The organism is Nitrosopumilus maritimus SCM1, assembly GCF_000018465.1.
Classification (GTDB): domain Archaea; phylum Thermoproteota; class Nitrososphaeria; order Nitrososphaerales; family Nitrosopumilaceae; genus Nitrosopumilus; species Nitrosopumilus maritimus.
In genome coordinates this window covers 421650-447795 of record NC_010085.1, presented here as the reverse complement: position 1 = coordinate 447795, position 26146 = coordinate 421650, and the positions used below count along the sequence as shown (strand labels likewise).

General features: G+C 34.7%; 29 protein-coding genes. 5 read left to right on the top strand and 24 right to left on the bottom strand.

The window, feature by feature from the left end; all coding sequences use genetic code 11:
• Positions 1–5 precede the first annotated feature (5 nt).
• From sufD to NMAR_RS02615, 9 genes are all read right to left on the bottom strand, one after another.
• Complete coding sequence (gene sufD, locus NMAR_RS02655) at positions 6–1406, bottom strand: Fe-S cluster assembly protein SufD (RefSeq protein WP_012214879.1); 1401 nt, start codon at positions 1404–1406, stop codon at positions 6–8.
• Positions 1407–1425: 19 nt separating this feature from the next.
• Entirely contained in the window at positions 1426–2826 is a 1401-nt protein-coding gene (gene sufB, locus NMAR_RS02650) for a Fe-S cluster assembly protein SufB (RefSeq protein WP_012214878.1), read from the bottom strand.
• A gap of 85 nt (positions 2827–2911) precedes the next feature.
• Positions 2912–3100 carry a hypothetical protein gene (locus tag NMAR_RS02645; RefSeq protein WP_012214877.1) on the bottom strand — a complete coding sequence of 63 codons (189 nt, stop codon included), beginning with the start codon at positions 3098–3100 and terminating at the stop codon, positions 2912–2914.
• 41 nt (positions 3101–3141) lie between these two features.
• Complete coding sequence (locus NMAR_RS02640; protein ID WP_012214876.1) at positions 3142–3945, bottom strand: uroporphyrinogen-III synthase; 804 nt, start codon at positions 3943–3945, stop codon at positions 3142–3144.
• On the bottom strand, positions 3945–4685 hold the full coding sequence (cobA, locus tag NMAR_RS02635) for a uroporphyrinogen-III C-methyltransferase (protein WP_012214875.1): 741 nt from the start codon (positions 4683–4685) through the stop codon (positions 3945–3947). Before cobA ends, NMAR_RS02640 begins: the two co-directional genes overlap by 1 nt.
• Positions 4682–5617, bottom strand: coding sequence for a hydroxymethylbilane synthase (hemC, locus tag NMAR_RS02630; RefSeq protein ID WP_012214874.1), 936 nt, complete (start codon positions 5615–5617; stop codon positions 4682–4684). Before hemC ends, cobA begins: the two co-directional genes overlap by 4 nt.
• Entirely contained in the window at positions 5614–6891 is a 1278-nt protein-coding gene (hemL, locus tag NMAR_RS02625) for a glutamate-1-semialdehyde 2,1-aminomutase (RefSeq protein WP_148680286.1), read from the bottom strand. The genes hemC and hemL overlap by 4 nt, the downstream gene beginning before the upstream one ends.
• 22 nt (positions 6892–6913) lie before the next feature.
• Positions 6914–7597, bottom strand: a complete 684-nt coding sequence (locus NMAR_RS02620) for an MIP/aquaporin family protein (protein WP_012214872.1) — start codon at positions 7595–7597, stop codon at positions 6914–6916.
• A gap of 2 nt (positions 7598–7599) precedes the next feature.
• The gene (locus NMAR_RS02615; protein ID WP_012214871.1) at positions 7600–7998 is read right to left on the bottom strand and encodes an arsenate reductase ArsC; all 399 of its coding nucleotides are present in this window, start codon (positions 7996–7998) and stop codon (positions 7600–7602) included.
• Positions 7999–8038: 40 nt separating this feature from the next.
• Between NMAR_RS02615 and NMAR_RS02610 the strand changes: the two genes are divergently transcribed.
• Entirely contained in the window at positions 8039–8338 is a 300-nt protein-coding gene (locus tag NMAR_RS02610; protein WP_012214870.1) for an ArsR/SmtB family transcription factor, read from the top strand.
• Here the strand turns inward: NMAR_RS02610 and NMAR_RS02605 are convergent.
• The 6 genes from NMAR_RS02605 to pstC are packed head-to-tail and all read right to left on the bottom strand — an operon-like array spanning position 8335 to position 13158.
• A complete protein-coding gene (locus NMAR_RS02605) occupies positions 8335–8637 on the bottom strand; it encodes a DUF3240 family protein (RefSeq protein WP_012214869.1) in 303 nt (100 codons plus the stop codon). The genes NMAR_RS02610 and NMAR_RS02605 overlap by 4 nt on opposite strands.
• Positions 8637–9716 carry a sodium-dependent bicarbonate transport family permease gene (locus tag NMAR_RS02600; RefSeq protein WP_012214868.1) on the bottom strand — a complete coding sequence of 360 codons (1080 nt, stop codon included), beginning with the start codon at positions 9714–9716 and terminating at the stop codon, positions 8637–8639. Before NMAR_RS02600 ends, NMAR_RS02605 begins: the two co-directional genes overlap by 1 nt.
• Before the next feature lie 46 nt (positions 9717–9762).
• A complete protein-coding gene (locus NMAR_RS02595) occupies positions 9763–10422 on the bottom strand; it encodes a phosphate signaling complex PhoU family protein (protein ID WP_012214867.1) in 660 nt (219 codons plus the stop codon).
• On the bottom strand, positions 10422–11255 hold the full coding sequence (gene pstB / locus NMAR_RS02590; protein WP_012214866.1) for a phosphate ABC transporter ATP-binding protein PstB: 834 nt from the start codon (positions 11253–11255) through the stop codon (positions 10422–10424). The genes NMAR_RS02595 and pstB overlap by 1 nt, the downstream gene beginning before the upstream one ends.
• A complete protein-coding gene (gene pstA, locus NMAR_RS02585; protein WP_012214865.1) occupies positions 11252–12184 on the bottom strand; it encodes a phosphate ABC transporter permease PstA in 933 nt (310 codons plus the stop codon). Before pstA ends, pstB begins: the two co-directional genes overlap by 4 nt.
• Positions 12181–13158, bottom strand: a complete 978-nt coding sequence (gene pstC, locus NMAR_RS02580) for a phosphate ABC transporter permease subunit PstC (RefSeq protein WP_012214864.1) — start codon at positions 13156–13158, stop codon at positions 12181–12183. Before pstC ends, pstA begins: the two co-directional genes overlap by 4 nt.
• A 145-nt stretch (positions 13159–13303) precedes the next feature.
• Here pstC and NMAR_RS02575 point away from each other — a divergent pair, with 145 nt between their 5' ends.
• A complete protein-coding gene (locus NMAR_RS02575; RefSeq protein ID WP_012214863.1) occupies positions 13304–13564 on the top strand; it encodes a hypothetical protein in 261 nt (86 codons plus the stop codon).
• 18 nt (positions 13565–13582) lie between these two features.
• Here the strand turns inward: NMAR_RS02575 and pstS are convergent, their stop codons facing one another.
• The 6 genes from pstS to NMAR_RS02545 all read right to left on the bottom strand — a co-directional run bounded on the left by pstS (position 13583) and on the right by NMAR_RS02545 (position 21070).
• A complete protein-coding gene (pstS, locus tag NMAR_RS02570; RefSeq protein ID WP_012214862.1) occupies positions 13583–14836 on the bottom strand; it encodes a phosphate ABC transporter substrate-binding protein PstS in 1254 nt (417 codons plus the stop codon).
• A 402-nt stretch (positions 14837–15238) separates the two neighbouring features.
• Positions 15239–16870, bottom strand: coding sequence for a hypothetical protein (locus NMAR_RS02565; protein ID WP_012214861.1), 1632 nt, complete (start codon positions 16868–16870; stop codon positions 15239–15241).
• Positions 16871–16967: 97 nt separating this feature from the next.
• On the bottom strand, positions 16968–18545 hold the full coding sequence (locus NMAR_RS02560) for a hypothetical protein (protein ID WP_012214860.1): 1578 nt from the start codon (positions 18543–18545) through the stop codon (positions 16968–16970).
• Between the two features lie 71 nt (positions 18546–18616).
• On the bottom strand, positions 18617–19402 hold the full coding sequence (locus NMAR_RS02555; RefSeq protein WP_012214859.1) for an ABC transporter permease: 786 nt from the start codon (positions 19400–19402) through the stop codon (positions 18617–18619).
• Positions 19399–20397 carry an ATP-binding cassette domain-containing protein gene (locus tag NMAR_RS02550; RefSeq protein ID WP_148680051.1) on the bottom strand — a complete coding sequence of 333 codons (999 nt, stop codon included), beginning with the start codon at positions 20395–20397 and terminating at the stop codon, positions 19399–19401. Before NMAR_RS02550 ends, NMAR_RS02555 begins: the two co-directional genes overlap by 4 nt.
• Before the next feature lie 220 nt (positions 20398–20617).
• Positions 20618–21070: a PRC-barrel domain-containing protein gene (locus NMAR_RS02545; protein WP_012214857.1), complete on the bottom strand. Its 453-nt coding sequence runs from the start codon at positions 21068–21070 to the stop codon at positions 20618–20620.
• Positions 21071–21158: 88 nt separating this feature from the next.
• Between NMAR_RS02545 and NMAR_RS02540 the strand changes: the two genes are divergently transcribed.
• Complete coding sequence (locus NMAR_RS02540) at positions 21159–21476, top strand: nitroreductase/quinone reductase family protein (protein WP_012214856.1); 318 nt, start codon at positions 21159–21161, stop codon at positions 21474–21476.
• Here the strand turns inward: NMAR_RS02540 and NMAR_RS02535 are convergent.
• A complete protein-coding gene (locus tag NMAR_RS02535) occupies positions 21473–22192 on the bottom strand; it encodes an ArsR/SmtB family transcription factor (protein ID WP_012214855.1) in 720 nt (239 codons plus the stop codon). The genes NMAR_RS02540 and NMAR_RS02535 overlap by 4 nt on opposite strands.
• Before the next feature lie 119 nt (positions 22193–22311).
• Here NMAR_RS02535 and NMAR_RS02530 point away from each other — a divergent pair, with 119 nt between their 5' ends.
• Positions 22312–24537, top strand: coding sequence for a beta-propeller domain-containing protein (locus tag NMAR_RS02530; RefSeq protein ID WP_012214854.1), 2226 nt, complete (start codon positions 22312–22314; stop codon positions 24535–24537).
• A gap of 8 nt (positions 24538–24545) precedes the next feature.
• Here NMAR_RS02530 and NMAR_RS02525 read toward each other — a convergent pair whose 3' ends face one another.
• Positions 24546–25187, bottom strand: coding sequence for a hypothetical protein (locus tag NMAR_RS02525; protein WP_012214853.1), 642 nt, complete (start codon positions 25185–25187; stop codon positions 24546–24548).
• Between the two features lie 82 nt (positions 25188–25269).
• On the opposite strand from NMAR_RS02525, the gene NMAR_RS02520 reads away from it, so the two are divergent.
• Positions 25270–25746, top strand: a complete 477-nt coding sequence (locus NMAR_RS02520; RefSeq protein ID WP_012214852.1) for a hypothetical protein — start codon at positions 25270–25272, stop codon at positions 25744–25746.
• A 2-nt stretch (positions 25747–25748) separates the two neighbouring features.
• Here NMAR_RS02520 and NMAR_RS02515 read toward each other — a convergent pair whose 3' ends face one another.
• Entirely contained in the window at positions 25749–26108 is a 360-nt protein-coding gene (locus NMAR_RS02515) for a tetratricopeptide repeat protein (RefSeq protein WP_012214851.1), read from the bottom strand.
• Positions 26109–26146: the final 38 nt, after the last annotated feature.

The following is a 26146-nucleotide window of genomic DNA, read 5'->3' as shown; positions in this document are numbered from 1 at the left end:
TTCACCTATCTGTATTTGTAGTGTTGTTCAATTTCAGCATCTTCGTTGTATCTTGTCTCTTCAATCTCAACGAATTTTGCTAGTTCTTCATCAGTGTTAATTGTTAATTCACGGTTTTCCCATTTGGATTCAATAAGATATGCAATCCAGGCTCTTACTTGGAAAGACATTTTTCTTGATAATGGCTCCAAAAAGCCTTCAACAATAGTTCTTTCAGCCTCCTCGTGGCTCAAACATCTGCTTTTCAGATAGAAGATTTGTTCTTCATCAATTTGTGCAACAGATGCAGAGTGAGTTGCTTTAACATCGTTTGTTAGAATTTCAAGTCCTGGAATTGCATCAGATTTTGCATTCTTATCTAAGAGAATAGAACGACCTGACAAAAATGAGTTTGATTTTGCGGCATTTTCTTTAATTCTGATCATTCCTTTGAAGAGGGATTTTGATCTGTTTTTAAGAATAGATTTTTCTACAACTCTGGCTTCAGTTGCAGGACTTTGATGATTCATGTTTGTTTGAATATCGAAATGTTGATCATTATTTCCAAATACAACTTCAGATTCATTTGAAGATGCACCAGTTCCATTAAGATAGTAATCAATTTTGTATCTAGACAATACAGAACCAAATAGGCCAGAATACCAATTTACAGTAGCGTCTTGTGCCAAATCAGTTCTCCTAGTAGAAAAGTTAACAGAGTTTTGATCCATCATTTGTAAAGTTGTAAGGCTTAGTTCTGCATTTGCAGCAACATTTGTGTTGAGTAATTCAAGATATGCTTGTTGAGTTTCAGTCTTTGGAGAGTATAATTCTTGAACAATGGATGCTTTACTACTTTCATCTGCAAAGATCACATTTCTAGAGATTGTAGATAATCCATCATCAGACAAACAAGACAAGAAGTGAATTGGTTTTTCTAAAACAAAGTTTTTTGGAATATGGATAAAAACTCCAGAGTTAAATGCAGCGTTATTCAAGGCTGTAAACTTGTCATCATTAGAATTTGATGCCTCTAGGGCTTTTTTTACAAGTTCAGAGTTATTTTGAATTGCATCAGAGATAGAAGAAATCACTAATCCCTTAGATTTTAGATCATCAGGAAGGTTGATTTTGTGAATGTTAGTTCCGATTTGAATAATACAAATTTCATTTTCTAATTCACCTAGTCTTTTTTGAAGAAAATCTGGAATTGTGTCTTTGGTAGAAGATGCAATGGATATTTTTTCAGGATTTAGTCTTTTTGCATCAGTGTATTTGTTGTAAAGTGGAGACATCTCAATTGGAAGAGTAGAGTAAATTGAAAGAGAATCTTTTCTGTAATCTTTCAACCAATCAGGTTCATTTCTTGATGAAGAGATTTCATTGATGTGAGATTCATCAATTTTAGATAGTGTTTCTTGAGACATTTTACCACAACCAATAGGACTATCCTACAGAATCATCCATCTCAAGTTTGATGAGACGGTTTAACTCAACTGCATATTCCATTGGAAGTTCTTTTGTAAATGGTTCCATGAAACCATTAACAATTAGGGATAATGCTTCTTCTTCAGAAAATCCTCTACTCATCAGATAGAAGATTTGTTCATCTCCAATTTTTCCAACTGTTGCTTCGTGAGTAATTGTTGCATCTTCTTGATTGATTTCCATGTATGGATAAGTATCAGTCTTTGATGTGTCATCAAGGAGTAATGCATCACATCTTACAGTAGACTTTACGTTGGTAGCACCTTTTGCTACATTTAGTAATCCTCTGTAAGTTGAACGACCATCCAATCTGCTTACGGATTTGGATGTAATTTTAGAGGTAGTGTTTGGTGCCATGTGAACCATTTTTGCGCCTGTGTCTTGGTGTTGTCCTTTGCCTGCAAATGCAATAGATAGTGTTTCACCATAAGCACGTTCGCCCATAAGGTAGACTCCAGGATATTTCATTGTAAGTTTACTTCCAATGTTTCCATCAATCCATTCAACTGTTGCACCTTCATATGCATAAGCACGTTTTGTTACAAGATTGTAGACATCGTTACTCCAGTTTTGGATTGTTGTATATCTTAGATGTGCATCTTTGTGTGCAACTAGTTCAACAACTGCAGAGTGTAATGACTCTGAAGAGTAAACAGGAGCAGTACAACCTTCAATGTAATGTACATCTGCACCTTCATCAACAACAATCAATGTTCTTTCAAACTGACCAATGTTTTCAGCATTAATTCTAAAGTATGCTTGAAGTGGCATGTCAACTTTGACACCAGGTGGAACGTAGATGAATGAGCCACCACTCCAAACTGCACTGTTTAGTGCTGCGAATTTGTTATCCTCTGGAGGAATAACTTTTCCAAAGTATTTTTTGAAAAGTTCAGGATGTTCTTTTAGAGCTGCGTCAGTATCTAAAAAGAGAACACCTTGTTTTGCTAAATCTTCTCTTAAGCTGTGGTATACAACTTCTGATTCGTATTGTGCACCAACACCTGCTAAGAATTTCTTTTCAGCTTCTGGAATTCCTAATTTGTCAAAAGTGTTTTTGACATCTTCTGGAACATCATCCCAGTTCTTTTCTGTTTTCTCAGATGCTTTTGCATAATAGTAGATATTTTGAAAATCAATTAGACTAAGATCTCCACCCCAAGTTGGCATTGGTTTTTTCATGAAGACTTCGTAAGAACGTAATCTAAAATCAAGCATCCATTGTGGTTCATCTTTCATTTTACTGATTTCGATTACAGTTTCCTTAGTCAGGCCTTTCTTGCTAAGGTGGACATACATTTCTGTAGAGTCCTTAAAATCATATTTTGAATAATCCATGTCAAGGTTTTCAGTTGCCATGAGCGAAATAACCCCGTTATATTATAAATACATGAGGAAAAATAGGCAGAGCTAAATAGGATGAGCTAAATTTTTCAGGTTTAGATTATTTCTTTGATTTCTTTTTTGATTTTTTCTTATCCTTTTTCTTTTCTTTCTTGTCTTTTTTCTTATCTTTCTTCTTGTCTTTCTTTTTCTTCTCTTCGATTTCTAGCTCGATTTCAATTTCAGTCTCTATTGCTTTTTCACAATGAGGACATGTGATATGGATCTTCTTTTTAATTTCATACTCCATGATTTGAAAGGAATTTCAAAGTATTAGAATTTGATCATTAATTATGCAATGGTAAGAGTATTTTTCATTGCTTCAAAGGCACCCGCAACAGTATGAACCTCAGCAACGGTATTCTTAACTTTGAATTTCTTTAATTCATCAGAAGTGAATGGTCCGATGGAAACTACAGAAAGTTTGGCTAGATTATCTAATAAAGAATTTTCATCATAATCTTTAGTCATTATCTCAAAGAATCCTCGAACTGAGGATGCACTCGTAAACACCACACCATCAACTTTGTTTTGTGAGAATAATTCTCTAAATCCATTCCATTGAGATGTATCTCTAAATGCACATACGTCATAGAGATGAATTTCAGATACATCTATTCCAATTTTGTTTAGTAATTCTTTGAGAAATGGTGTAGATGCACCACTTCTAGGCACTATAACTTTTTTCCCAACTGCATTGAGTTGCGTAAATAATTCTCCAACACCTACAGAAGAGAATGTTTTTTCAGGTTGATGATTAACTTTGATGCCTTGTGTTTCAAGAGCAATGGTTGTTTTTGGACCAACAGAGATTACAATGGTATTTGCAATTGCCAATTGAAGGGTTTCTAGTTTTCCTGATTCTTTTGCAGTATCAAAGAGTAGTTTCACAGCCTTTGAACTCATAAAAACAGAATAATCAGGATTGTATGTTTCTACAGAATCCAGAAACTCATCAACAATTTTCTCACCCTTACTAACAAGTTCAATTGTCGGTAAGGCTATTGGTGTTGCATTGGTTTGTTCTGCAAGAGAGATAAATTCAGAAGCATCATCAGATGAACGAGTGATTGCTATAGTCTTTCCATCAAGCATCATTTCCACCCAATAGTTTCTGACAAATCAACAACATTTCCAATGATAATATTAGCAGGAGGAGTTATTTTATTTTCTTTGACTTTTTTTGCAATGTTTGTAACAGTTCCTTTAATCATTTTTTGTTTAGGAGTAGTTCCGTTTTGAATTACTGCAACAGGTGTTTTTTTATCCATTCCACCTGCAATGAGTTGTTTACAGATAATATTGATTCTAGATAATCCCATCATAATTACGATAGTATCTACTGACTTTGCAAGTCGTTTCCACTTTACAATTTCTTGTTTCTTTTCAGGATCCTCATGACCAGTTACAAAGACTACTGATGATGCATGTTTTCTGTGAGTGAGTGGAATTCCAGCATAAGTGGCAGAACCAATTCCAGAAGTGATACCTGGAACGATTTCGTACTTTACCTTGTTTTCTTTAAGAAATTCTGCTTCTTCTCCGCCACGTCCAAAGATTATAGGATCTCCTCCCTTTAGTCTAACAACATTCTTTTTTGATTTTGCATATTTTACCATCAAATCATTTGTAGTATTTTGATGAGTGGTATCATCACCTACTGCACGACCAACATAGACTTTTTTGGTCTTTTTTGGAATCATTGAGATGATTTTTTTGCTTACCAATCTATCATACAATACAACGTCTGCTTTTTTCAATAGTTCAACTGCACGAAGTGTGATTAGTTTACTGTCACCAGGTCCTGCTCCAACAAGATACACTTTTCCTGTCATGTCTTATTCCATTCCTCCACTTTTTCTCTCCAATTTAATGCAAGATCATTTACTCCCTTCTCACGTAATTCTTCTCCTGCACTTTGACCAAGAGATTTTGGATTGTTTTTATCGCCAGTTTTACTTACGTGAAGAAATTGCTTTCCATCAACAGAAAATGCTGTTACAGTCAAAGTCATCTCAGAACCATTAGACTTTGCATATGCACCAACAGGGAATCTACAACCAGAATCAACAAAGTCAGAAAGTGCACGCTCTGCTTCTATTTCTAAACGAGAATCAGGATCTTCTATCTTTTTGAGCATCTCAATTGTTTTAGAATCATCTGCTCTTGCAACAATAGCAATTGCCCCCTGACCAGGAGATGGAGAAAAATCATCAGTTGATAATTCAGTATACTTTACATCAACTCCCAATCTAGAAATTCCTGCCTTTGCAAGAACGATTGCATCATAGTTTTCTCCAGATGCTTTTTTGATTCGAGTTTCAATGTTTCCACGAATTGGCTTTACTGTAACATCAGGTCTTTTTCGTGATACTTGGACTGCTCTTCGAAGTGAACTTGTGCCAATTACTGAACCAGGTTTTATAGAATCAAGAGTGGAACCGTCTGGAGAAATAAACACATCATTGACTGTTTCTCGTTTAGGAATGCAAGCTAATACCAAGTTATCGTCTAGTTCAGATGGAACATCTTTTAGACTATGTACTGCAAAATCAACTTCTTTTTGTGCAACTGCTCTATCAATCTCTTTTTCAAAAATTCCTTTTTGGTCTATTGTAAATAATGGTCTACTATCAGTGTCCCCCTTTGTTGTAATTGTTTTAATTTCATATTCTGTATCGGGATGTGCTTTTTTCAGCTCTGCAATTACCAAGTTTGTTTGAGCAACTGATAATTGACTTCCTCTAGCCCCTACAATGTACTTCAATTTTTCACCGATTTTAGTGCTAAATGATATGCATCAAGGGTCTTGTTTAGATCGTTTTCAGTATGTGCATCAGACAAGAAGACTACTTCGAACTGAGAAGGTGCAATGAATATCCCTTTTTTGAGTAGTGTACGGAATAATTTTTGGAATTTCTTTGCATTTGCCTTCTTTGATGTTTCATAGTTTGTAACAGGCTTGTTTGTAAAGAAAATCTGGAACATTGAGGCTGTAAAGTTGATTTGATGAGGAATTCCCATGTCAGTTGCCATATCATCAAGGGCAGTAGAAAATAGAAGATTGAATCTCTCAAGTTTAGAGTATAGTTTGTTTTTGAGTTTGTTTATGGTCTTAATTGATGCAATTGCAGCACTAACTGATATTGGATTGCCTGCAAAGGTGCTTGCTTGATAGACCTTACCACCTGGAGAAAGTAAATCCATTATCTCCTTTTTGCCCCCAACTGCAGAAATTGCAAATCCATTGCTTAATGCTTTGGCCATTGTAGTAATGTCAGGTTTTATTCCAAAGTGTTCTTGTGCACCACCAGGGGCAACTCTGAATCCAGTGACGACTTCATCAAAGATTAGTGGAATGTTATTTTCTTTAGTAATTTTTCTTAAATCAGATAAGAAATTTTTCTCAGGTAAAATCAGTCCCATGTTAGCAAGAATTGGTTCAACAATAACTCCTGCAATGTCTTTGTTTTTCTGAATTGTTTTTTGTAAATCTTCAATGTTGTTATATTGTACCACCAAAGTATTCTTTGATACTTCATCTAATCCACCATCAGAAACTGAAATTCCATTGTGTGCTGAACCAGATCCAGCTTTTACTAAAACAGAATCATGAGCACCATGATAACATCCTTCAAATTTGATTATCTTTTTCTTTTTTGTAAATCCACGAGCTAATCGGATTGCAGTCATTGTTGCTTCACCACCAGTGTTCATTAATCGAACTTTGTCAATTGATGGGAAATTACCAATGATTAATTTTGCAAGTTCAGTTTCTCCTTCAGTAGGAGTACAGTAAAGAGTACCTTTGGTTAATTGTTTTGAAACAGAATTAATAATCTCCTTTCTTCTGTGTCCTAAAAGTAGAGCACCATAACCATTACAAAAATCGATTAATTTTCTATTGTCTACATCCCAAATGTATGCACCATTTGCTTTTTTTGTGAAAAATGGATATGGTTCAAAGTATCTTACAGGACTATTGACGCCTGAAGGAATTACTTTTTTGGCATCTGAGAACAGTTTAGAATTGCTCAATATGAGAGAGTAATTTTGGTTATTATTATTCGTAATTTGAGGCTCGTTGGGCTTGGAATTTGCCACGAAATAGAAAAGCCACAATCATGGTTCCAATAAAAGGTGCAGTCCAATATAGCCACAAATCACTAAAAGTACCAGATAGTAATGCAGGAGCAAGTGCTCTTGCAGGATTCATAGAAGCTCCTGAGATAAATGCTAAAAACAAAATATCCAATCCGACAATTCCACCAATGGCAACTCCACTAAATCCTTTCAGTCCTTTTGTATACACCACGTAGAAGATTACACCCATAAGCATTGCAGATGCCAATACTTCAACTGGAAAAATCAAACCTAACGAAAAATCATAGTTTGGTGCATTGGCTCCAAGATTTGCTTTTTCTCCAATAACTTTCATGACAAATAGAGAACCTAATAGTGCACCAATAATTTCAGCTGCAAAATAATACAAAATCTGAATTTTGGTTATGTGTCCTGTGATATAGTATCCAATGGTTACTGCAGGATTGAAATGTGCAAGAGAAATTTTACCAAAAGAATAGACACCAATTAGTAGTGCAATGAATGGTGCAATGGCAGCAAATGGAATTCCTAATTGTCCATCAAAAAATTCTGCATCATAAACAATGGAACCAGTTGCAAAGATGACAAGAATAAAAGTTCCAATTAATTCCACAGTAAAAATCTGTAAATTTGAATACGCCAAAATTATTCCTCAAGGGATTTTACAAGATCCAAAACTTCTTTTAAGATTTGATCACGAATTTCTCTTACATCATCAATTGACTTTTCTTTAGGATCTAAAATATTCCAATCAAGAACATCTTTTACAAATAATGCAGGACATGATTCTTTATCCATGCATCCCATGTTGATTGTTTTAGAAGAATTTTCAATCATTTCATTGGATAGTGTTTTTGGAGATTGTTGAGTCATGTCAATGCCAACTTCTTTCATAACCTCAACTACTACAGGGTTTAGTTGAGAAGACGGAGTTGTGCCAGCGCTAATCACATTGTATTTTGCAGGACCATATTTTCGAAAAAATGCCTCAGCCATCTGACTTCTGCCCGCATTTTCTACGCACACAAATAGCACATTTTCCATATCATCACATAAATAGCAGTTTATATAAATCTAAATTGATATGAATGGAGTCAATCTACTAAAGTGTATTTGCGATGAGACAAGGTTTGATATTTTAGAATTGTTACAAAAAAACAAAGAATTGTGTGTAAATGATTTTGTAGAAAAATTAGAAAAAGATCAACCATTAGTATCACATCATCTCAAGACACTCAAAAAATGCGGAATTGTAAAGTCTAGAGATGAAGGAAAAAAGGCAATGTATGCAATTTCAAACAACCAGTTATCAGAATTAATATCAAATGTCACAAACGCTAGCAAAAAGATGCCAGTTTTGTGTTCAGATGATTCTTGTTGTTAGAATTTTTCAGGTCGCAGTACGCCAACGTCACTGACATAAAGAACAATAGCATAATTTGCAAATAGAGTTCTAGATATTTCTTCTACAATGTCTTGTAGTTTTTCTTCCCTCATAATCACTTCTACCTTGACATTCTTTTCGGTTTTCAATCCTTGGCCACGTAAACCACGTGCACCATTTCCATCAACTTCATAGGTGGTATATCCAGTGATTTCATGTTTTTTGAGAATCTCTATAATATTTTCTTGAGCTAAAATCTCACAAGTAATTGTTAGTAGTTTAACATTGTATAGTTTCATTAGAATCCCTCCGTAATGAAATTGAATAAGTCTATCGCTCCTTCTCCACTATGAAGGAATGTAGATAATGTAAACAGTATTGGTAATGTTACTATGATGTTAAATGGGAATGTAATTCCTAATGCAGATGTGATATACAAACTTGGTTTTGCTTGAGGAATAGCATGGCGTAAAACTGCTGGAGCTGCAATAAATGAAGCACTGGCCATCAGTAATCCAAACATAACTGCACCACCCACGCTCAATCCTAGTGCAGTTGAGACTAGCACACCAATGGTTCCATTGAATAGAGGAATAATTATTGCAAATGCAGTAAGAAATACACCTACCTTCTTGATGTCATCTAGTCTTTGACCAGCAATAATTCCCATCTCAATCATGAAAATTACTATAGCTCCAGTAAACATGTCATCAAATACAATCTTGATTGGCTCAAATCCATCCTTGCCAATGATATAACCAATCACAATACTGCCAAGAAGAATTACGATTGCTTTTCCAGTGATTGATTCATGTAAGACTTTGGAGAGTTTTGTTTTTGTTTGGTTTAATCCAATATCGATTTCTGTAGAATCATCAGAGAAAGACTGTTTCTTTGTTTTGATCTGTTTTGCAACTGCCATGTTTGTCATGAAAATTGCCAAAATGAATGCTAATGGTTCTAGTACTGCAAGTATTGCTGCAATGTATCCTTCAGAGGATACGCCTTGATTTTTCAAGAATGAAAGGCCTACTGAAAAGTGTACAGCACCTACTGCACCGTATGTTGATGCAAGTGCATAAGAATCAAAGAGATTGAATTTTCCTAATCGTCTAAGAATTTGATAATGATTTAATGTAAACAACAATGACAATCCAATTGCAACAAACATTGGAATCAACATGTTTTCAAATCCAGTGTTTCGCATTTCTATTCCACCATGAAGACCGATTGCAGCTAGAAGATAGATTGGCAAAAATTCTGAAATTGCTGCAGGTATCTTCAAGTCAGATTTTATTCGAGCTGCAATAATTCCAAACAAGAAGAAAAGAATTATTGGAGTAAGAAGATTAGCCTGGATTAGTTCTAGTATTTCCATTTGAATATTTCAGCCAATTTTTGCTTGAATAAAAACCAAGTTACGCCTAGTCAGACTTTGTGTGTGAGGCTATTCTTTCTTCACTTGGTCTGTGTTTTCCAGTAACGATGTAATTGATTGCATCACTCATAAACACAGCATGATCACCAATTCTTTCCAAATATCTCAAAAGCAATGCTTCAGCTAGAGCACATTTTGTATTATTTGATTCAATAAGTTTTGGTAATCTATCTTTGTAGATTTGATCAATTACCTTTTCATCTTCGCGGATTTTAACTGCTTTTCTCACATCAAGTTCTGCAAATGACATTACTGCTTCTTTGATCATATGCTTTACTTTTTTTGTTGATTCAATTAGGGATGCATTTGTACATTCAGAAACATCTCCAAACAAGTCACGTACTTGGGTGATATCATATGCGTATCTACCAAATCTAGAAAATGCATAAGAGATTTCAGTTGATGAACGAATCAATCTAAAGTCATCAGCTACTGGTTGAAATTTCAATAACATATCAAAAGTCAAATCTTCTACTTCATAGTATTTGGAACGAATAGAATCAGATAATGCAAGGACTTTATCCATTGTATTTGTTCCATCAAGATACGAATCAATTGCAAGAGATATGGATTCAATTACCATATCACCCATCTCTGCCATGATAAAAGACAGTTTTTGTAAAGATGGATCAATTAAACGAGTCATTATCCAAACTGGCCCTGAACATATTTTGCAGTAAGTTCATTTTTAGGATCTGTAAAGAGTTTCTTTGTTTCTCTAAACTCTACCAAATCTCCAAGATACATGAATCCAGTATAATCAGAAACTCTAACAGCTTGTTGCATGTTATGTGTTACAATAATTATGGTGTACTCTTTTTTGAGTTCAGTAATTGTCTCTTCAATTTTTTGAGTAGCAATAGGATCAAGCGCAGATGCAGGCTCATCCATTAGTAGAACTTCAGGCTGGATTGCCAATGCTCTTGCAATACAGAGACGTTGTTGTTGGCCACCAGATAGTTCAATTGCAGATTTTTTCAAATCACCTTTTACTTCATCCCAAAGATATGCCATCTTTAGTGAATCTTCTACAATTTCATCAAGAATTCTCTTATCTTTAACACCATTTAGTTTTAGTCCAGCAGTTACATTATCATAAATTGACATTGTTGGGAATGGGTTTGGTTTTTGAAAGACCATTCCAACTTTTCTTCTGTGATAAATTGGATCTATTGATTGATCATATAGATCAATGTTATCAATCATTACTTTACCGTCAACTTTGGCATTTTTTGTCATATCATGCATTCTGTTTAAACATCTAAGGAAAGTTGTCTTTCCACATCCAGATGGACCAATCAAAGCAGTAACGGATTTTTCTTTAAATTTCATAGTGATGTTTTTTACGGCTTGAATTCCATCATAACTGATTGTCACATTCTCAGCAATCATTTTGTATTTTTCAGAATCAATTGTGTCAGAAGGATCAGAGATTATCTGTTTTTCAATGTTTTCAGATTTTGTTGCCAATGCTGTCAATTTGTTCCACGTACTCCTTTCTTAATTAATTGTCCGAAAATTCTTTGTTTTCCTTTTTTACTTGAGAAGTAATATCGAACACCAAGATTAATTCCAAGAATAATAATTATCAAAACCAGTGCAGCCCCCCATCCCTGTAGTTGTGCACTATCATAAGGCAACAAAGACAGTCTCCAGATTCTTAATGGAAGGGCATCCATTGGGACATCCATGCCACTAAAGAATTGACTACTACCCAGAATCGTCATGATTAATGGAGCTGTCTCACCACCAATTCTAGAAACAGACAAGAGAATTCCAGTAATCATACCATTTTTTGCAGCAGAAATGACAATTCTTGTAGTGATAACCCACTTTTTGAGCCCAAGTGCAGTTCCCGCCTCACGATAAGTCATTGGAACCATTTTCAAAGATTCTTCAGTAGTTCTTGCAACTATAGGGAACATAATCAAAGATAATGCAAAAGCTCCAGCCCATATTGAGAAATGACCTAAAATTAAAACAATTACCAAAAATGCAAAAATTCCCATTACAATTGAAGGGAATTCCATAAAGACATCATTGAAGAATCGGATGTTCTTTGCAAGTTTGTTATCACCATACTCTGAAAGAAATACCCCAGACATAACACCAATCGGGACACCAATGAGACTGGATAATCCAATTATGATCAAAGTTCCTTGAATTGCAGGTCCAATTCCACCATCACCAGTACCAACTGCTCCAGGAACTTCAGTTAGAAATTCATAGCTAATAGCTGCAGCCCCATTTTTGAAAACTTCTAACAAGATACTTCCAAGAGGAACAATTGCAATAATCACACAGGCAAATACTACTATTCTAACAGCTTTGTCAACCATTAATCGTCTCTCAACATTTTGTTTGAATAATGCACGATATTCTAATCGTCTTTCTCTAGTGGTGGTCAATTGTTGATAGCACCCTCCTTGACTTTTAGCATTCTAGTTACAAGAATATGTGCAACCACATTGATTGCAATAGCAATTAACAACAACACCACTGCAACACCAATTAACGCAGGAAGATGTAATGTTCCTAAAGAGGCTTCATTGAATTCATTTGCAATAATACTAGACATTGTTTGGCTTGGATCAAACAGAGAATCAGCAAATGCATTTGGTCCAGTTGCATTTCCAATCAACATTGTAACTGCCATTGTTTCACCAACTGCTCTACCAAGACCAAGAATAGATGCACCAATCAAACCAGTTTTAGAATATGGGAATACAGCTAGTTTGAACATCTCCCATTTTGTAGCTCCTAACATGTATGCTGCTTCTTTTTGTTGTTGAGGAACAGCTTTCATTACTTCTCTAGAGACTGCAGAAACTGTGGGAATAATCATTATCGCTAAAATTACACTGGCAGTAAGGATGTCAAGACCAAAAGGTGTTCCTGAAAAGAGCCATATACTATCACCAAATGTGTTATGCAGAGGTTTTTCAACCCAATCAACAAAATATACACGAAATACAAACAATCCCCACAAACCATAGATTACACTAGGCACAGCAGCCAAAAGTTCTACAAGAAAACCTAATGGACCGCCAATTTTTGAAGGAGCATCTGAAATGAACATGGCAATTCCAATGCTTAGAGGGACACCAATTACCATTGCCAGGGCAGAAGTGACTAGTGTTCCAAATATGTAGGGCAATACGCCAAAGTCTTGACGATCGTCAATAGCATTCCATTCTGATTTTACAATAAAGGACAAACCATATTCATCCCATATTGGAGCAGATTCTGAAATTAATTGAAACGCTAACAAGACAATCACAACTAAAACATAAACTCCAGCTACAGTTGCTCCAACTTTAAAAATTTTGTCAGATATTGGTCTTCGTCCCACTTTAGGTGGATTTAGTTTAGGTCTGCCCACAAATTTTTGGCGTGGAAAATTGCATATCTAAGATCCTACCATATTTTATGAGAAGAAAATAGTTCTATATAGTTAGATTAAAGATCGCTGCAAAAATTAAATTGATTTCAAATACGCTTTTTACTGGTAATTTTTACCAAATAGCATGAAAGCCACTGCTAAACAAATAGCAGGAATAAGTATGGTAATTTTGTTTTCAATCTTTTTTGTTTTGTCATTTGTTATTTTTCCTGAAACAGGAGAAAAAATTCTATATGGAAAACATCCACCAAATAAAAAATCAGAACCATTAGAATATAGTCAAATTATTACATCAGGGAATTACCAATGTATGGAATCTGCATCTCTAAAAACAAATGGAGATTTACCAAATTTTGTAACAGAATTCAACAAATGTAATTCATAAAAAAATAAAAGAAAAAATTTAGATTTTGAGAATACCTTGTGTGATGAGGTATTGAAGTCCATTGATGTAGTCTTCATCAGTTATCAAACCTTCTGACCACCATTTTGCATTGTCTCTAATCCACTGAGGAATTCCCAAATCAGTTTCTTTCACAACTGATTCATAATCCCAAAGAGATTCTCCATCAAAAGTTACTTGAGACAATCCATTCTTACCTATCTCTATGACTTTGTCTGCTAATGGAACATAGAGAAGAGATGGTGCAAAGTCTTGTCCATCAGTAATCATCCAATGAATCATGTGAATCACAACTTTTGCTTGTTCCTTGTTGTCAGTGACTGATTTTAGATCATCATACACAAGCAAGTATGTGAAACTTGCAAGGGGATAAGAATCAGAACCTGGTGCATTGACAATAGAAACTTCACTCCAACTTTCATCAGCTGAAGGTAAAGAGTCTGCAACTCCACTTGATGCAGCAGAAATTGTGTCTAAAGTAGGCTCAATGAATCCACTTTTGTCAGCATTTTGAACAAATGCATAACTCATTCCGGTTTGGAAAGCATATGCAAGTTCAATGTATCCAATAGAGTATTCTGTGGATTTTACAATACCTGCAACACCTTCGTTTCCTGCAGCAGCAAGACCGGTAGGCCATGGTACAGATTTACCCTTTCCAACTTGGTCATACCAAGTAGGACTCACAGTAGAAAGATAATCTGTAAAGATGAACGTTGTTCCAGAACCATCAGATCTGTGTGCTGAGACTATATTTTTGTCAGGAAGATTCAAACCAGGATTTTCATCTGCAATAACAGGATCATTCCATTTTGTAACTTCACCTAAGAAGATTTTAGAAACTGCATTAGCAGTTAGTTTCAGCCCTTTTTCAGGGACTTCAGGAATGTTGTACACTAGAACTACACCTCCGATTGATTCAGGGATGTGTAATGTTCCAGGAGCTAATTCTCTTTCAGAGTTACTCATTGGTTTGTCAGATGCTGCAAAGTTTACAGTTTTTTCAATGTGCTGTTTGATTCCACCACCACTACCAATTGATTGATAGTTGAGATTTACATTGTTGTATACTTTGTTGTATTCAACTCTCCACAAATCAATGAGTGGGAATGGAAATGTTGCACCAGCTCCAGTGATAGTAAAATCTACATTTTCTGGAGGAGCATCAGGCATTGAATCAGCGTTTGCATTTAATGGCGGTACGATTGCAACAAGAGTTGCGATCAACAGTATTGAAGTTATTTGTTTTCTCATTAGTGAATGGTTGTTTCTAATTTAGTTATAATTATCAATTATAGAATATGGAGTTACAATGTGACTATATTTACTATATAGCATTGGGCTCAAACAGTTCGATCACTTTTAGAAATAAGCTAATTTGTCAACAATTTAACAAACAAAGATGATTTAACAAATTACTACCTATATACTGGACAGTGATAGAGTGGTTCTCTCAAGTATTGTGTTGGAAACATGAAGGAATTATAGACTCATCAACGATTGCAAATGCATACATCTGGTTGACTGCACACTTTGGCGAAGTTGCAGGATATGCTAGCTGTAACGCAAATTACATAATGACTATCTAGCAGCTAAACTAAAACAAGTAAATAATTTTTCTAGTGTAAACTAAAAATAAAAAAAGAAAAGACGAATCTACTGTGCGTAGAAACCGTTACCCCAGTTTTGGGTATCTCGAAGATCTGCTGAACTAATGTTGTCTGCAGAATCTACTTCAAACATTGCGTCATACATTGGATTGTTTGGAGTGTATCCTTGGCATTCAAAATCAAAAACGTTTTCTAATGCAAACTTGTTTTTGACATAACTTTCTTCAGTATTTGGATCTGTTTCAACAGTATAATCTGTTGCTCGACAGTTAGAATAGTTGAATCCACGAATTGTTTCACCATTAGATACAATTTCAACATCAATGTCTACAAGATCTTTTAATGCTGTACCCTTAACAGTTTGGAATTGAATGTTATGATCTACATGATTATACAACATCGGATAATCACCAAGAATTCCTCTTAATTCCAAAGTTGGAGCAATTGTTTTTCTTGTAAATTTTTGAGCAGCAACATCTTTGTCGCCATTTTCATTGTCAACATTTTCAGTTGCAGTCAATACTTCACCTTGTTTGAACATTGAAAATTCTATTGTTTCAACACCATCGGGGAAAGTAATTGTTGTAATTACATCTAATCCCTTGTCAGTATTGTCCATAGATTCCATGTAAACATTTGAAAGATCAGTAACTTTCCAGATAGGAGTATCTCCACGTAATTCATCATAATACATGTTTATTGGAGAAAGTCCAGAACAGGTAAAAGCCATAGTATTAACTACGGCAAATCCACTCTTTCCGGTAAAACCTTCTTCTTTGTCAGTAACTGTATGAACTTTGGCATCATCTACAAGACAGTCTCTAAAATCAAATCCTCTCAAGGTTTTTTCACCATTAGAAAATTCTACGGTAGCATCAAAATCTTCATTTGATGCATAACCAGTTCCAGAAATTGCTCTCGCATTATCAATTGCATTAAAAAGCAACGGATAATATTCCAAAATTCCTTCTACTTGAAATTGTGCAACAACATTTTCAGAGGAGTCTTCATATGCAGAAACTAGATTAAACACAGGAAATTGTATTTTTTCTACACCGTCATCAAATATGAAAGTTACAGAGGTACTCATGTCTTTTGCAAATTTGAATCCAGAATCACCAAAATCAGTAATTGGTTCAGTTGGCATTACAAATTCATGATTTGAAGTTATACCACTACATACAAAATCTATCTTGTCAACAACAGCAAATCCAACCTCTTTGAAATAGCTTTCATAGTCATTTGAATCTAAAGTTTCAACTTGATAGTTATCAACTCTACAGTTGTTATAATCAAAAGACAGTATGGACTCTCCTTCTTTAATGAAATCAGCAGTTACATCAAAGTATTTCAACTGATAGTCAAATGCAGCATTTGAGAATCGGTATTTGTATGCCTCATCCATTGCAGCATGTAACAATGGAGCATCAGTAACAGTTCCTTGAACTGAAAAGGACACGCCAGAATCAGCTACGATGTTCTCACCCATATCAAAGGAAGGGAATGAATGTATTTCAACACCATCTCTAAAGGTAAAAGTTAGCACAGGTACAACATCACCAACCATTTTGTATTGTCTTTCTTCTTCTGCAAAAACATTAGAAGTTCCAAATGATGCTAAAGTAATTGTTGCAATAATGCTAAACATTGCAATGTTTTGGATGTTTTTGATAGTCATTAAGGTGCAAAAGGTGGATTAATACTATAAGCTAAAACATTATTTTCTATTTGTAGAACATAGTGGTATTATATGAAATAGATTCTATATAGAAATTCTATTCGTTGCAATTAAGAACAACATTTTCTAGTGAATCATAGCAGTTGTCATTCTCAGAACCGCCATCAAGTACATCAGAGCCTGATCCACCATAGATTACATCAGATCCAGAATCTCCTTTGAGGACATCATGTCCACCGTTTCCACTAATGGTGTCATATCCATCATCGCCATAGACAATATCATCACCATCACCGCCAAAGATACAGTCATTTCCTTCTAACCCACTAATGATATCATTTCCTTCTAACCCAAAGATTAGATCATCACCAGAGGTTCCCAGAAGAACATCATTCTCATCAGTTCCAACTATCATGTTGTAATCAGAATAGACATGACCACATGCAAAGACTGTAACTGTTTGATAGTCTTCAGCAGTGTTTCCAGCATTATCAAATGCTACCCAAGTTACCTTGTTTACACCCAAAGAGAATGCCTCAGGAGCATTATTCAAAATAGTTTTGATTCCACTCTGCAAGTCATTTGCAACAGCATCACCAATAGGTACAGGAGTAAATAGATCAGTTGCTTCTAATTTTATGTCACTTGGAGCCATAATTGTTGGATCAATATCATCAGATTCATAACCTTCAGTTATTTCTGGTGCAATAATTTCAGTTGTTTGAAAAACTTTTGTTTCATCATAAAATGGGGTTTCAAAGGATTTTACTTTATGAGCAGCAGAATCTACTATCAACAAGTTACCTTGAAATCCAAAGGTAAGATCAGTTGGAGCAATAAAGGAGTTACCAAATGGTCCAAGTTGCTCAAATACACTTAGACGTAAATTATCATCAAGTTCAAGATACAAAATCCTGTTTTCTGCAGAGTTTATGACAAATATTTTCCCATCAGAATCAACAGTGATTCCCGTAGGAGCAAATACATAGTTTGTACCAAATAGTGGATAAGATTTAATCAAAATTCCATCAGAAGTAAATTTTTCAATTTTACGGTTTCCTTTGTCTGTGATGTAGATATTTCCATCATCATCAACTGCTATTCCAGATAAAATAAGAAATTGATCATGATTCATACCACCAGAACCAAAAGATAATACAAATTCTCCATCAGTAGTAAATTTCTGGATTCGATAGTTATCAGCATCTACAACATAAAGAAAATCAGAGTCTACTGCAATATCTTTTGGGGACTTGAATTGACCATCTTGGTTACCGTATTTTCCCCATTCATCTACAAACACTCCATCAAGGGTAAATTTTTGAATTTTATGCAAATTTTGATCTGCCACATAGACAAAATCAGAATCAACTGCAACACCGGAAGGGTGATGGAATTGGCCAGAGGATTTGCCACTTTCTCCAAAGTTAAGAATAAACTCACCAGAGCTGGAGAATTTTTGTACACGTTTATTTCCTAAATCACTAATGTATGCATTCCCTTCATCATCAACTGCGATAAATTGTGGGTGTGAAAGGTGTCCAGGAGTAGATATTCCAAACTCACCCCATCCAGCAAGAAAATCATAATCACCTAATGCATATGAAGATGGAGCAAAAGTTCCAGATAGCAAAATTGCAGTAATTACGGCTACAGCAAGTGAAATTGTTTTCAACAGATATAGATTTCAAAATTTCTCAAAGATCAACAGAGTTAACAATTGTTTGATTTTTTGTCAACTTTATCTCAAAATGGCTTGTTTACCTCACGAGTAAACACATAGCTTGCAAGCCCAACCATCACCAATACAAAGACAAAGATAATGCCAAGGCTGAGAAGAACAGACACGCCTCCTTCAGACACACCCGTCATCATCTCTCTTACAAGCAATACAGTATACGTGACAGGGTTTAGTTTTGCAACAGTTGCAAGCCAGTTAGGCAGCAACTCTAATGGGAATAATGCAGGGCTCAACATGAATAATGGCATTCCAAGGAAATTGATTATTCCCCAAAAGGTTTCTTGAGACTTTGCAGTAGCTGCAACCATCACAGAGATTCCAGAAAATCCTAAAGAAAACAAAATAACAATTGCCATGATTGGAGCAATCATTATTGGATTTGGAAATGTTACACCAATCGCCAAAGCAATTCCCAAAATCAAACTAGCTTGCAGAGCTGCAATTAATGAGATTGCAGACATTTTTCCTAATGCAATTGCAGAACGAGAGATTGGTGATGTTAATGCTTTATTCATAAAACCATAGCGTCTATCCCACAAAGTGTTTACACCACCAAAAATACTTGTAAAAATTGCAGTAAGTATAATGACACCAGGTGCCATAAATTCAATGTATTCACCTTCAAAACCAACTGACTGTATCAGTGGTTGAGTTCCTGAAAACGTATTTCCTATAACTATAATCCAAATTGCAGGTTGTATCAGTCTGATTAAAACACCACTTCGAGATTTTTTGTATCTCTTTAGCTCTCTCCAAAAAATTGTGTAAGAATCATACATCAAAGTATTCATGCACGTAACCTCTTCATTTTTGCATGTTCTCGTTTTCGATTAAAAGTTCCATCATCATCTCGAATTTCATGTCCAGTGTAAGAGATAAAGACGTCATCAAGTGTTGGTTGAGTCAACGAGATAGAAGTAATTTTGATTCCAATGTTTGATGAAATCTGAAAGACTTTGGGAATTACTTCAGTTCCATTTGAGACAAAGAGAGTAAGTTTTGAATCATCTTCATTGATTTTGTTTACAGATTCTATTTTGTGTAGTTCAGATAAGAAAGAATCTCCAGAGTCACTCTCTTCAATTACAATTGAAATGACTTCATTTCCCATAGCATTTTTCATGTTTTTAGGAGAATCAATTACTTGGATTTTTCCACCATCAATAATTCCAATTCTATCACATAGTTGATCAGCCTCTTCCATATAGTGAGTTGAAAGGAATATTGTCATCTCAAACTCATCATGAATCCTTTTGATATACTCCCAAATTTTTCTCCTCGTTTGAATATCAAGGCCAACAGTAGGCTCATCTAAAAACAAAACCTTGGGACGGTGTAATAGCCCACCTGCAATATCCAATCTTTTTCTCATTCCACCAGAGTAGGTTACAACTGACTCGTTTTGTTTATCAGATAATTCAATTAAATCTAAAACTTCATCAATTCTTGAATCAATCTCATTTTTTGGAATATGATTGAGTTTTGCTTGTAGGATAAGATTTTCACGCCCTGTAAGATATTCATCAACAGTAGTTTCTTGTTGGACATATCCAATGTTTTGACGAACATTTTTTGGATTTGCCATTACATCATACCCAGAAATCAAAGCTTGTCCTGATGTTGGTTTTAGTAAAGTTGTTAGAATCATCATTGTTGTACTTTTTCCAGCACCATTAGGTCCAAGAAATCCAAAGATCTCACCGCTTTCAACAGTAAAGGAAACATCGTCTACTGCAGTAACATCACCAAATGATTTTGTTAGAGATTTTGTTTCAATTGAATACAACACATAGATCGCATTTTTCAATTATAAATTGCTAAGGATCTGATTTCAAACCATAAAAAAATTTAAGGAGTAATTTTAGAGTTTTTTTATGAAAGGATTATGTCAGAAATGTCACTCATCAAATGTTGAGGTTACAGTAATGGAAGGAATTCCTGTTTGTGAGAGCTGTGCTAAGAAAACAGAATAAGTGAATTTTTGAAAAAAGAAATTAAAAAAAGAATCATTCAAGATTCTTGAATTCTTCTTTGGTCATTCTTAAAATGACTTTTTCTCCAATTCCCCAAATTTCTGATTTGGATAGAATCTTGGAATGCATCAATCCATCTGATACTTCAATTGATTCTAGCTCATTGGTATCAGGATGTCTATGCAGTCTCTTTACCTTACCAATTTTATTTTGGTCAATATCAGTTACAGGAATTCCTGTTCTTACAGGAGGTCTACTAAGAAGTAGTGTCTCTTCAGAGAATTTGTCAATGTAATCATCTGAGAGAAAGTAATCCTTGTTAAATCCCTGGTGGATTGTAACGCCAGATACGATAAGTGTGTCTTGATTGATGTGAATATGTTTGACTTTACCGTACTCTATTCCTTCTCTGTCTATGACTTTTTTTCCAGTAAAGGTATCTGCAGTAGCCAAGTTTGATGGCATGCCTTCTAGTTTTACTGACATGGTTTGAAATGATGAGATTTGCTTATCAGACTCGATATCAGAAATTTCTATCAATGGGGTTAAATTACTTGACAGAAGAAAATTACGCATGAAGATTTCAGAAGAATTGTTTCGACCAATCTTAGTTACAAAGGGAAGAAAGACAGGAAAGGAACACAGCGTAATGCTTAGAGCAGTAAACCACAATGGAAAAATCTATTTTTCAAGACATAGACCTGATGGAGACTGGTTTCAAAATGCCATCATAAATTCTCAAGTAAAAGTTCAGTATAATGGTACAGTTTTCACAGGACATGCAAAACTTGTAGAAGATGAAGAGTTGAATAAAAAAATTTCAGAATTAAAGTATCCTGGAGAAGAAAGAGCAAAAGAAAAAAGAGTTACAATTGAAGTAACATTAGATTAAATGTTTTTTCTTGATTTGAGAAAATAATACAATGTTAGTCCACCCAAGATTATTGTAATTATTACAAAAGGTATAGACAAATCAATTCCAGAAACACCTGAATCAATTGCTTTTTCAGTAATTTCCATACCTGCTGAAAGATCTTCAGATTCAGTATTAAGATTAGGAGCAGATGTAACAAAGGATTCTGCAGATTCGTCAAATGATTCCATACGCATTGATGGTTCTTTAACTGCTGCAAATTGTCTTGCACTTTGAACTGGAATGGGTTTGTTTTGAATTTGAGATAAAGAGAACATCCCTGAAATGCCGGTTGCAATAGCAAGTCCTGCAACTTTGTAGATATGTCTAAATGAACGAACCAAAAGTTTGCTTTCTTTAGTTTTTTCAGACAGTTTTGGAGGAACGATGACAATACTGAATTTTGTTGCAGAGTAAACTTTCATGTCTTGAGATTTTGAATTCTTTTCAACTTTTGAAATCTTTACAACTCCTAAATCCTGCAATTTGTTGAGATGGTATTTTACTAGTTGAAGTGAGATGTCTGTCTTTTGTGCAATCTGATTTGCAGTCATCTCTTCGTTGAACAATAACTGTAAGATTTCACGACTAGAATCATTCGTAAAAAGCTCTCCAAATGACTTTATTTTCTCATCATCGGTGGCTAGAATTTTGATTTTTTCAGTTAGTACGTCATCTGGATTTTCAGCAGACATTAAGATTGATTATGAGAATCTTGAATATGTAAGTTGTTTGGTAAAATCTCAATTTCACTAATCCTTTTATCCCAAACTACCAAAGAATAGTAATCACTAAAACTGATAAAACAAAAAAGATGATAAAATTGAGTTCAAAAATAATAATCCCAATTGCAGTAGCCATTTCGGTAATAGTAACAGCAGGAATAATGTATGCAATTGGTTTTGAACAAGAACCACAGATTGTAGAAGTTCCAACTCCTGAAATTGTCTATGTAGACAAATCAGCTTCAGAGTTTTTTGAAGGAACAAACGACATCAAACAAATATCATCACAAGAAGAACTAGTATCAATTCTTGAGGCATCATCATTGTTTGGTGGGGGATTTTATGATACAAGATCCATCAGAACTATGGTAGTAGCAGAATCTGCAATGTTTGATAGTGTAGAATCTGTTGCAGTATCAGCACCACAAGCAGAATTCAAAAGTGATGACGGAGGATCAGATTATTCAACAACTAATGTTCAAGTAGAAAATGTAGATGAGCCAGACTATCTGAAAAATGATTCAAAATATGTATACATTGTTTCAAGAAACACATTATCAATAATTGATGCATATCCAGCTGAAGATGCAAGATTAATTCTAAAAATTGCATTAGACATTGAATCACAGTACATCCAAAACATGTTCCTCAATAAAGACAGACTAGTGATATTTTACAATGGACAAAGTGATGAGGAGATAATCCCACAGTTTGACTTTATTCCAAGACCATCATACAATCCAGTCACTCACGCATTAATTGTAGATGTGTCTGACAAGGAAAATCCAACCATTCTCAAAGATTACTCTATTGATGGCCATTTTAGAGATGCCAGAATGATTGGAGATTATGCATACTTTGTTACAAATAATCACATCAACCACCAGAATCCCAGACTTCCAATAATAATGGAGGATTCTGTTAGAATTATGACTCCAGACGCATTTTATTTTGACAATGTTGAAGAGTTTTCAAACTTTAACACACTAACTGCAATTGACATATTTGGAGATACAATAAACTCTGAAACCTTCTTGATGGGTTATTCAGGAACATTTTACGTATCTGAGAATAATTTCTACTTGACTTATCAGCAAAACATGCCATTTGGATATTATGAGAATTCATCACGCGATAGATTCTACGATGTAATAGTTCCATTACTTCCAAATGACATCCAAGATGAAATAAAGAGCATCCAAAATGATTCTTCATTGAATTCATCTGAACAATGGGTAAAGATTTCAGAATTGATGCAAAATTCCTACAATGAAATGAGCAAAACAGACAAGGAAGAATTGTTTGAAAAGATTAGAGAAGCACTAAATGAGTATGATGCAAAGATTCAAGAAGAAAATAGAAAGACAATCATTCACAAAATTTCAATTGATGAAGATAAAATAGAATATGTTGCAAAGGGAACAGTACCAGGTAGATTACTAAACCAATTCTCAATGGATGAATCAGGAGATAGATTCAGAGTTGCGACAACAATAGAGTATTACATTCAACATGAAGGAACAATCCGCTCAAATGCAGTATATGTCCTAGATGAACAACTCAACATAGTAGGAGAACTAGAAGACATTGCACCTGATGAGAGTATTTTCTCATCAAGATTCATGGGAGACAGGCTCTATTTGGTAACATTTGAGCAAATCGACCCATTCTTTGTAATTGATCTATCAAAGGATACACCAAAGATTTTGGGAGAATTAAAGATACCAGGATTCTCAAATTATTTGCATCCATTTGATGAGGATCATGTAATTGGAATTGGACGAGATACCAAAGTAGATGAAAATGACAGAGTTCAACAATTGGGAGTAAAGGTTGCATTATTCAATGTGGCAGATGTGAGCAACCCCAAAGTGTTAGATGACTTTGTAATTGGAGACAGATCAAGCCATTCTGAAGCACAATACAATCACAAGGCATTCTTCTTTGACAAATCAAGAAATGTATTATCAATTCCAATAAGTGGAGATTCAGATAGATTAGAGCACATTACATCAAAGATGTTTGCACCAGAATACAACCGTTGGAGTGGATTCTATGTATTTGATGTTGATAGTACAAATGGATTCTCCATTAAAGGAACAATCACACATTCAGATAGTGACTCCAGATACTATGGAATGGGAGATGCAAGAACATTCTACATTGACGATGTATTGTATACAGCATCTCAAGGATATCTAAAGATGAATTCATTTGAGAATCTAGAAGAAATCAACACAATCAAACTTGAAAACACTGGCAAGTTTATTGATTATTTAGAAGAACCAATGATGGAAGTAGAACCTGTTAGATAAATTTCAAATCAAACAATGTGAATTATTGTACTGAGTCCTCGTTTTTCCATTTCAACATCATTTTCCATCTCATAGATAGTTACAGTAAATGAAATGACATCTCGTTGTTTTGCATTTTCTGCATGAATTTTTAGGTGAATGTCCATGAAATCAAAATCATCTAGCGGTAGATTTGTTTCATCCATGTATGCTCCACAGGTAGACTCGATTCTAAATCGGTCATCTTTGAAATGATATCCTAGCTTGACTTTTCTTCCTTCTCTTCCACTTGCCTTTACATTTACATCAATAACACCAGGCTTTGATTCAGTATAACTAGGAGTTTTGTTTACAAAGACTCCAATTTGCAATGGCTTTCCAGCAGTGGATTCAGCCATCTTTTGAATACCGTCATTCATCACAACATCAATTGCAGGAATGGAAGTTGCTACTTTGGCAATCCAGGTGTTTGTTTTGCTAATGGTTGCACGGATTCCTTCTCTTCTTCGTTTGTCTTCATCTTCAGGCAGTTTGTAATAATCAACCCAAGCCTCATAATCATGAGAGATATCCTCAATGAAATCCATGCATGTTCGTTGATACGAGTTTACATCAGTTGTTCGTTCTGATTCATCATCAATCCTCATAGAGTCATCAGTTGGCATTGCCATACTCTAAGCCAATTAAAGTTCTAAAAAAACCAATCTGGGAGGAGATTAATGATTATAATAGGAATTTCTTTTCAAAGTAATTATGATATTTTCAGAATTAATTTCAGACCTTCAAGATGCATTGAAAAAAGACTTGGCACAGATTAGATTTCTCTTAAAGAAGAATCCTGCAATGGGATATACAAGAATTGTAGAGATTGGAAAAGAGGTAGGAAAAAAGTACAACATCAAACTTGTTGTGAATTTTCCAAAAGAAGGTAGAATTGAAGAGTTTGAGATGTATGGAAAAAGAGATTTGAGTTTAATTGTAGATTATGAAAGAAAGAGATTTCCAATTGATAGAGAGCAAATCAAACAAAAGGCATTAGAATTCTTAGGAAATGTTCAGACTGAAGATGCATACATGTATGAGAATAAAGAGGGAGTACGAGTCTTTGGAGAAAATTGGAAGATAGACATTTTGCCTCATTCAGTACATATCTGGACAGAGTTTGATGATAAAGTCACAGCATTTTGTGATTGGTTAATGGAAAATGCATACCAGATGAAAAAGAAATAATTTTACAGTCTTTCTAGTTGATCAAGCAAATCATGGGCTTCATCATTTTTTGGATCAATTTTTAGAATGTGTTCACAACAATCAATGGCTTCAGATTTTTGCTCCAAAGCCAAGTGGACATTAGTTTTGAGTCTAAGCATCTCAAGGTCATCAGAATTTAGTTGGAAAGCTTTTTCAAAATATGGCAGAGCATTTTTTGGTTCATCTACTAAAAAGTAGACACTGCCCATGATGAACATAAAGTCAGAATCATCAGAATATTCAGATTCCAAACTTTTTCCTAATTTTATGGCATCTTCATAGTTTCCTTGTGCAGTTAATTTTCTAATTTTTCGTTTAGGATGTTTGAAAAGACCAACCATTTTTCTTCAAAAATTTTTCCAGTATTCACAATTTGAAT

Bases quoted from the DNA above. Each gene is read 5' to 3' on its own strand.
- NMAR_RS02515 (WP_012214851.1), bottom strand. From the start codon at position 26,108: ATGGTTGGTCTTTTCAAACATCCTAAACGAAAAATTAGAAAATTAACT.
- NMAR_RS02640 (WP_012214876.1), bottom strand. From the start codon at position 3,945: ATGCTTGATGGAAAGACTATAGCAATCACTCGTTCATCTGATGATGCT.
- NMAR_RS02545 (WP_012214857.1), bottom strand. From the start codon at position 21,070: ATGTCAGTAAAACTAGAAGGCATGCCATCAAACTTGGCTACTGCAGAT.
- NMAR_RS02615 (WP_012214871.1), bottom strand. From the start codon at position 7,998: ATGGAAAATGTGCTATTTGTGTGCGTAGAAAATGCGGGCAGAAGTCAG.
- NMAR_RS02610 (WP_012214870.1), top strand. From the start codon at position 8,039: ATGAATGGAGTCAATCTACTAAAGTGTATTTGCGATGAGACAAGGTTT.
- NMAR_RS02595 (WP_012214867.1), bottom strand. From the start codon at position 10,422: ATGACTCGTTTAATTGATCCATCTTTACAAAAACTGTCTTTTATCATG.
- pstS (WP_012214862.1), bottom strand. From the start codon at position 14,836: ATGAGAAAACAAATAACTTCAATACTGTTGATCGCAACTCTTGTTGCA.
- NMAR_RS02530 (WP_012214854.1), top strand. From the start codon at position 22,312: ATGATAAAATTGAGTTCAAAAATAATAATCCCAATTGCAGTAGCCATT.
- NMAR_RS02575 (WP_012214863.1), top strand. From the start codon at position 13,304: ATGAAAGCCACTGCTAAACAAATAGCAGGAATAAGTATGGTAATTTTG.
- NMAR_RS02565 (WP_012214861.1), bottom strand. From the start codon at position 16,870: ATGACTATCAAAAACATCCAAAACATTGCAATGTTTAGCATTATTGCA.
- NMAR_RS02555 (WP_012214859.1), bottom strand. From the start codon at position 19,402: ATGAATACTTTGATGTATGATTCTTACACAATTTTTTGGAGAGAGCTA.
- NMAR_RS02600 (WP_012214868.1), bottom strand. From the start codon at position 9,716: ATGGAAATACTAGAACTAATCCAGGCTAATCTTCTTACTCCAATAATT.
- NMAR_RS02525 (WP_012214853.1), bottom strand. From the start codon at position 25,187: ATGGCAATGCCAACTGATGACTCTATGAGGATTGATGATGAATCAGAA.
- NMAR_RS02540 (WP_012214856.1), top strand. From the start codon at position 21,159: ATGAAGATTTCAGAAGAATTGTTTCGACCAATCTTAGTTACAAAGGGA.
- NMAR_RS02520 (WP_012214852.1), top strand. From the start codon at position 25,270: ATGATATTTTCAGAATTAATTTCAGACCTTCAAGATGCATTGAAAAAA.
- sufD (WP_012214879.1), bottom strand. From the start codon at position 1,406: ATGTCTCAAGAAACACTATCTAAAATTGATGAATCTCACATCAATGAA.
- NMAR_RS02605 (WP_012214869.1), bottom strand. From the start codon at position 8,637: ATGAAACTATACAATGTTAAACTACTAACAATTACTTGTGAGATTTTA.
- NMAR_RS02535 (WP_012214855.1), bottom strand. From the start codon at position 22,192: ATGTCTGCTGAAAATCCAGATGACGTACTAACTGAAAAAATCAAAATT.
- sufB (WP_012214878.1), bottom strand. From the start codon at position 2,826: ATGGCAACTGAAAACCTTGACATGGATTATTCAAAATATGATTTTAAG.
- NMAR_RS02645 (WP_012214877.1), bottom strand. From the start codon at position 3,100: ATGGAGTATGAAATTAAAAAGAAGATCCATATCACATGTCCTCATTGT.
- cobA (WP_012214875.1), bottom strand. From the start codon at position 4,685: ATGACAGGAAAAGTGTATCTTGTTGGAGCAGGACCTGGTGACAGTAAA.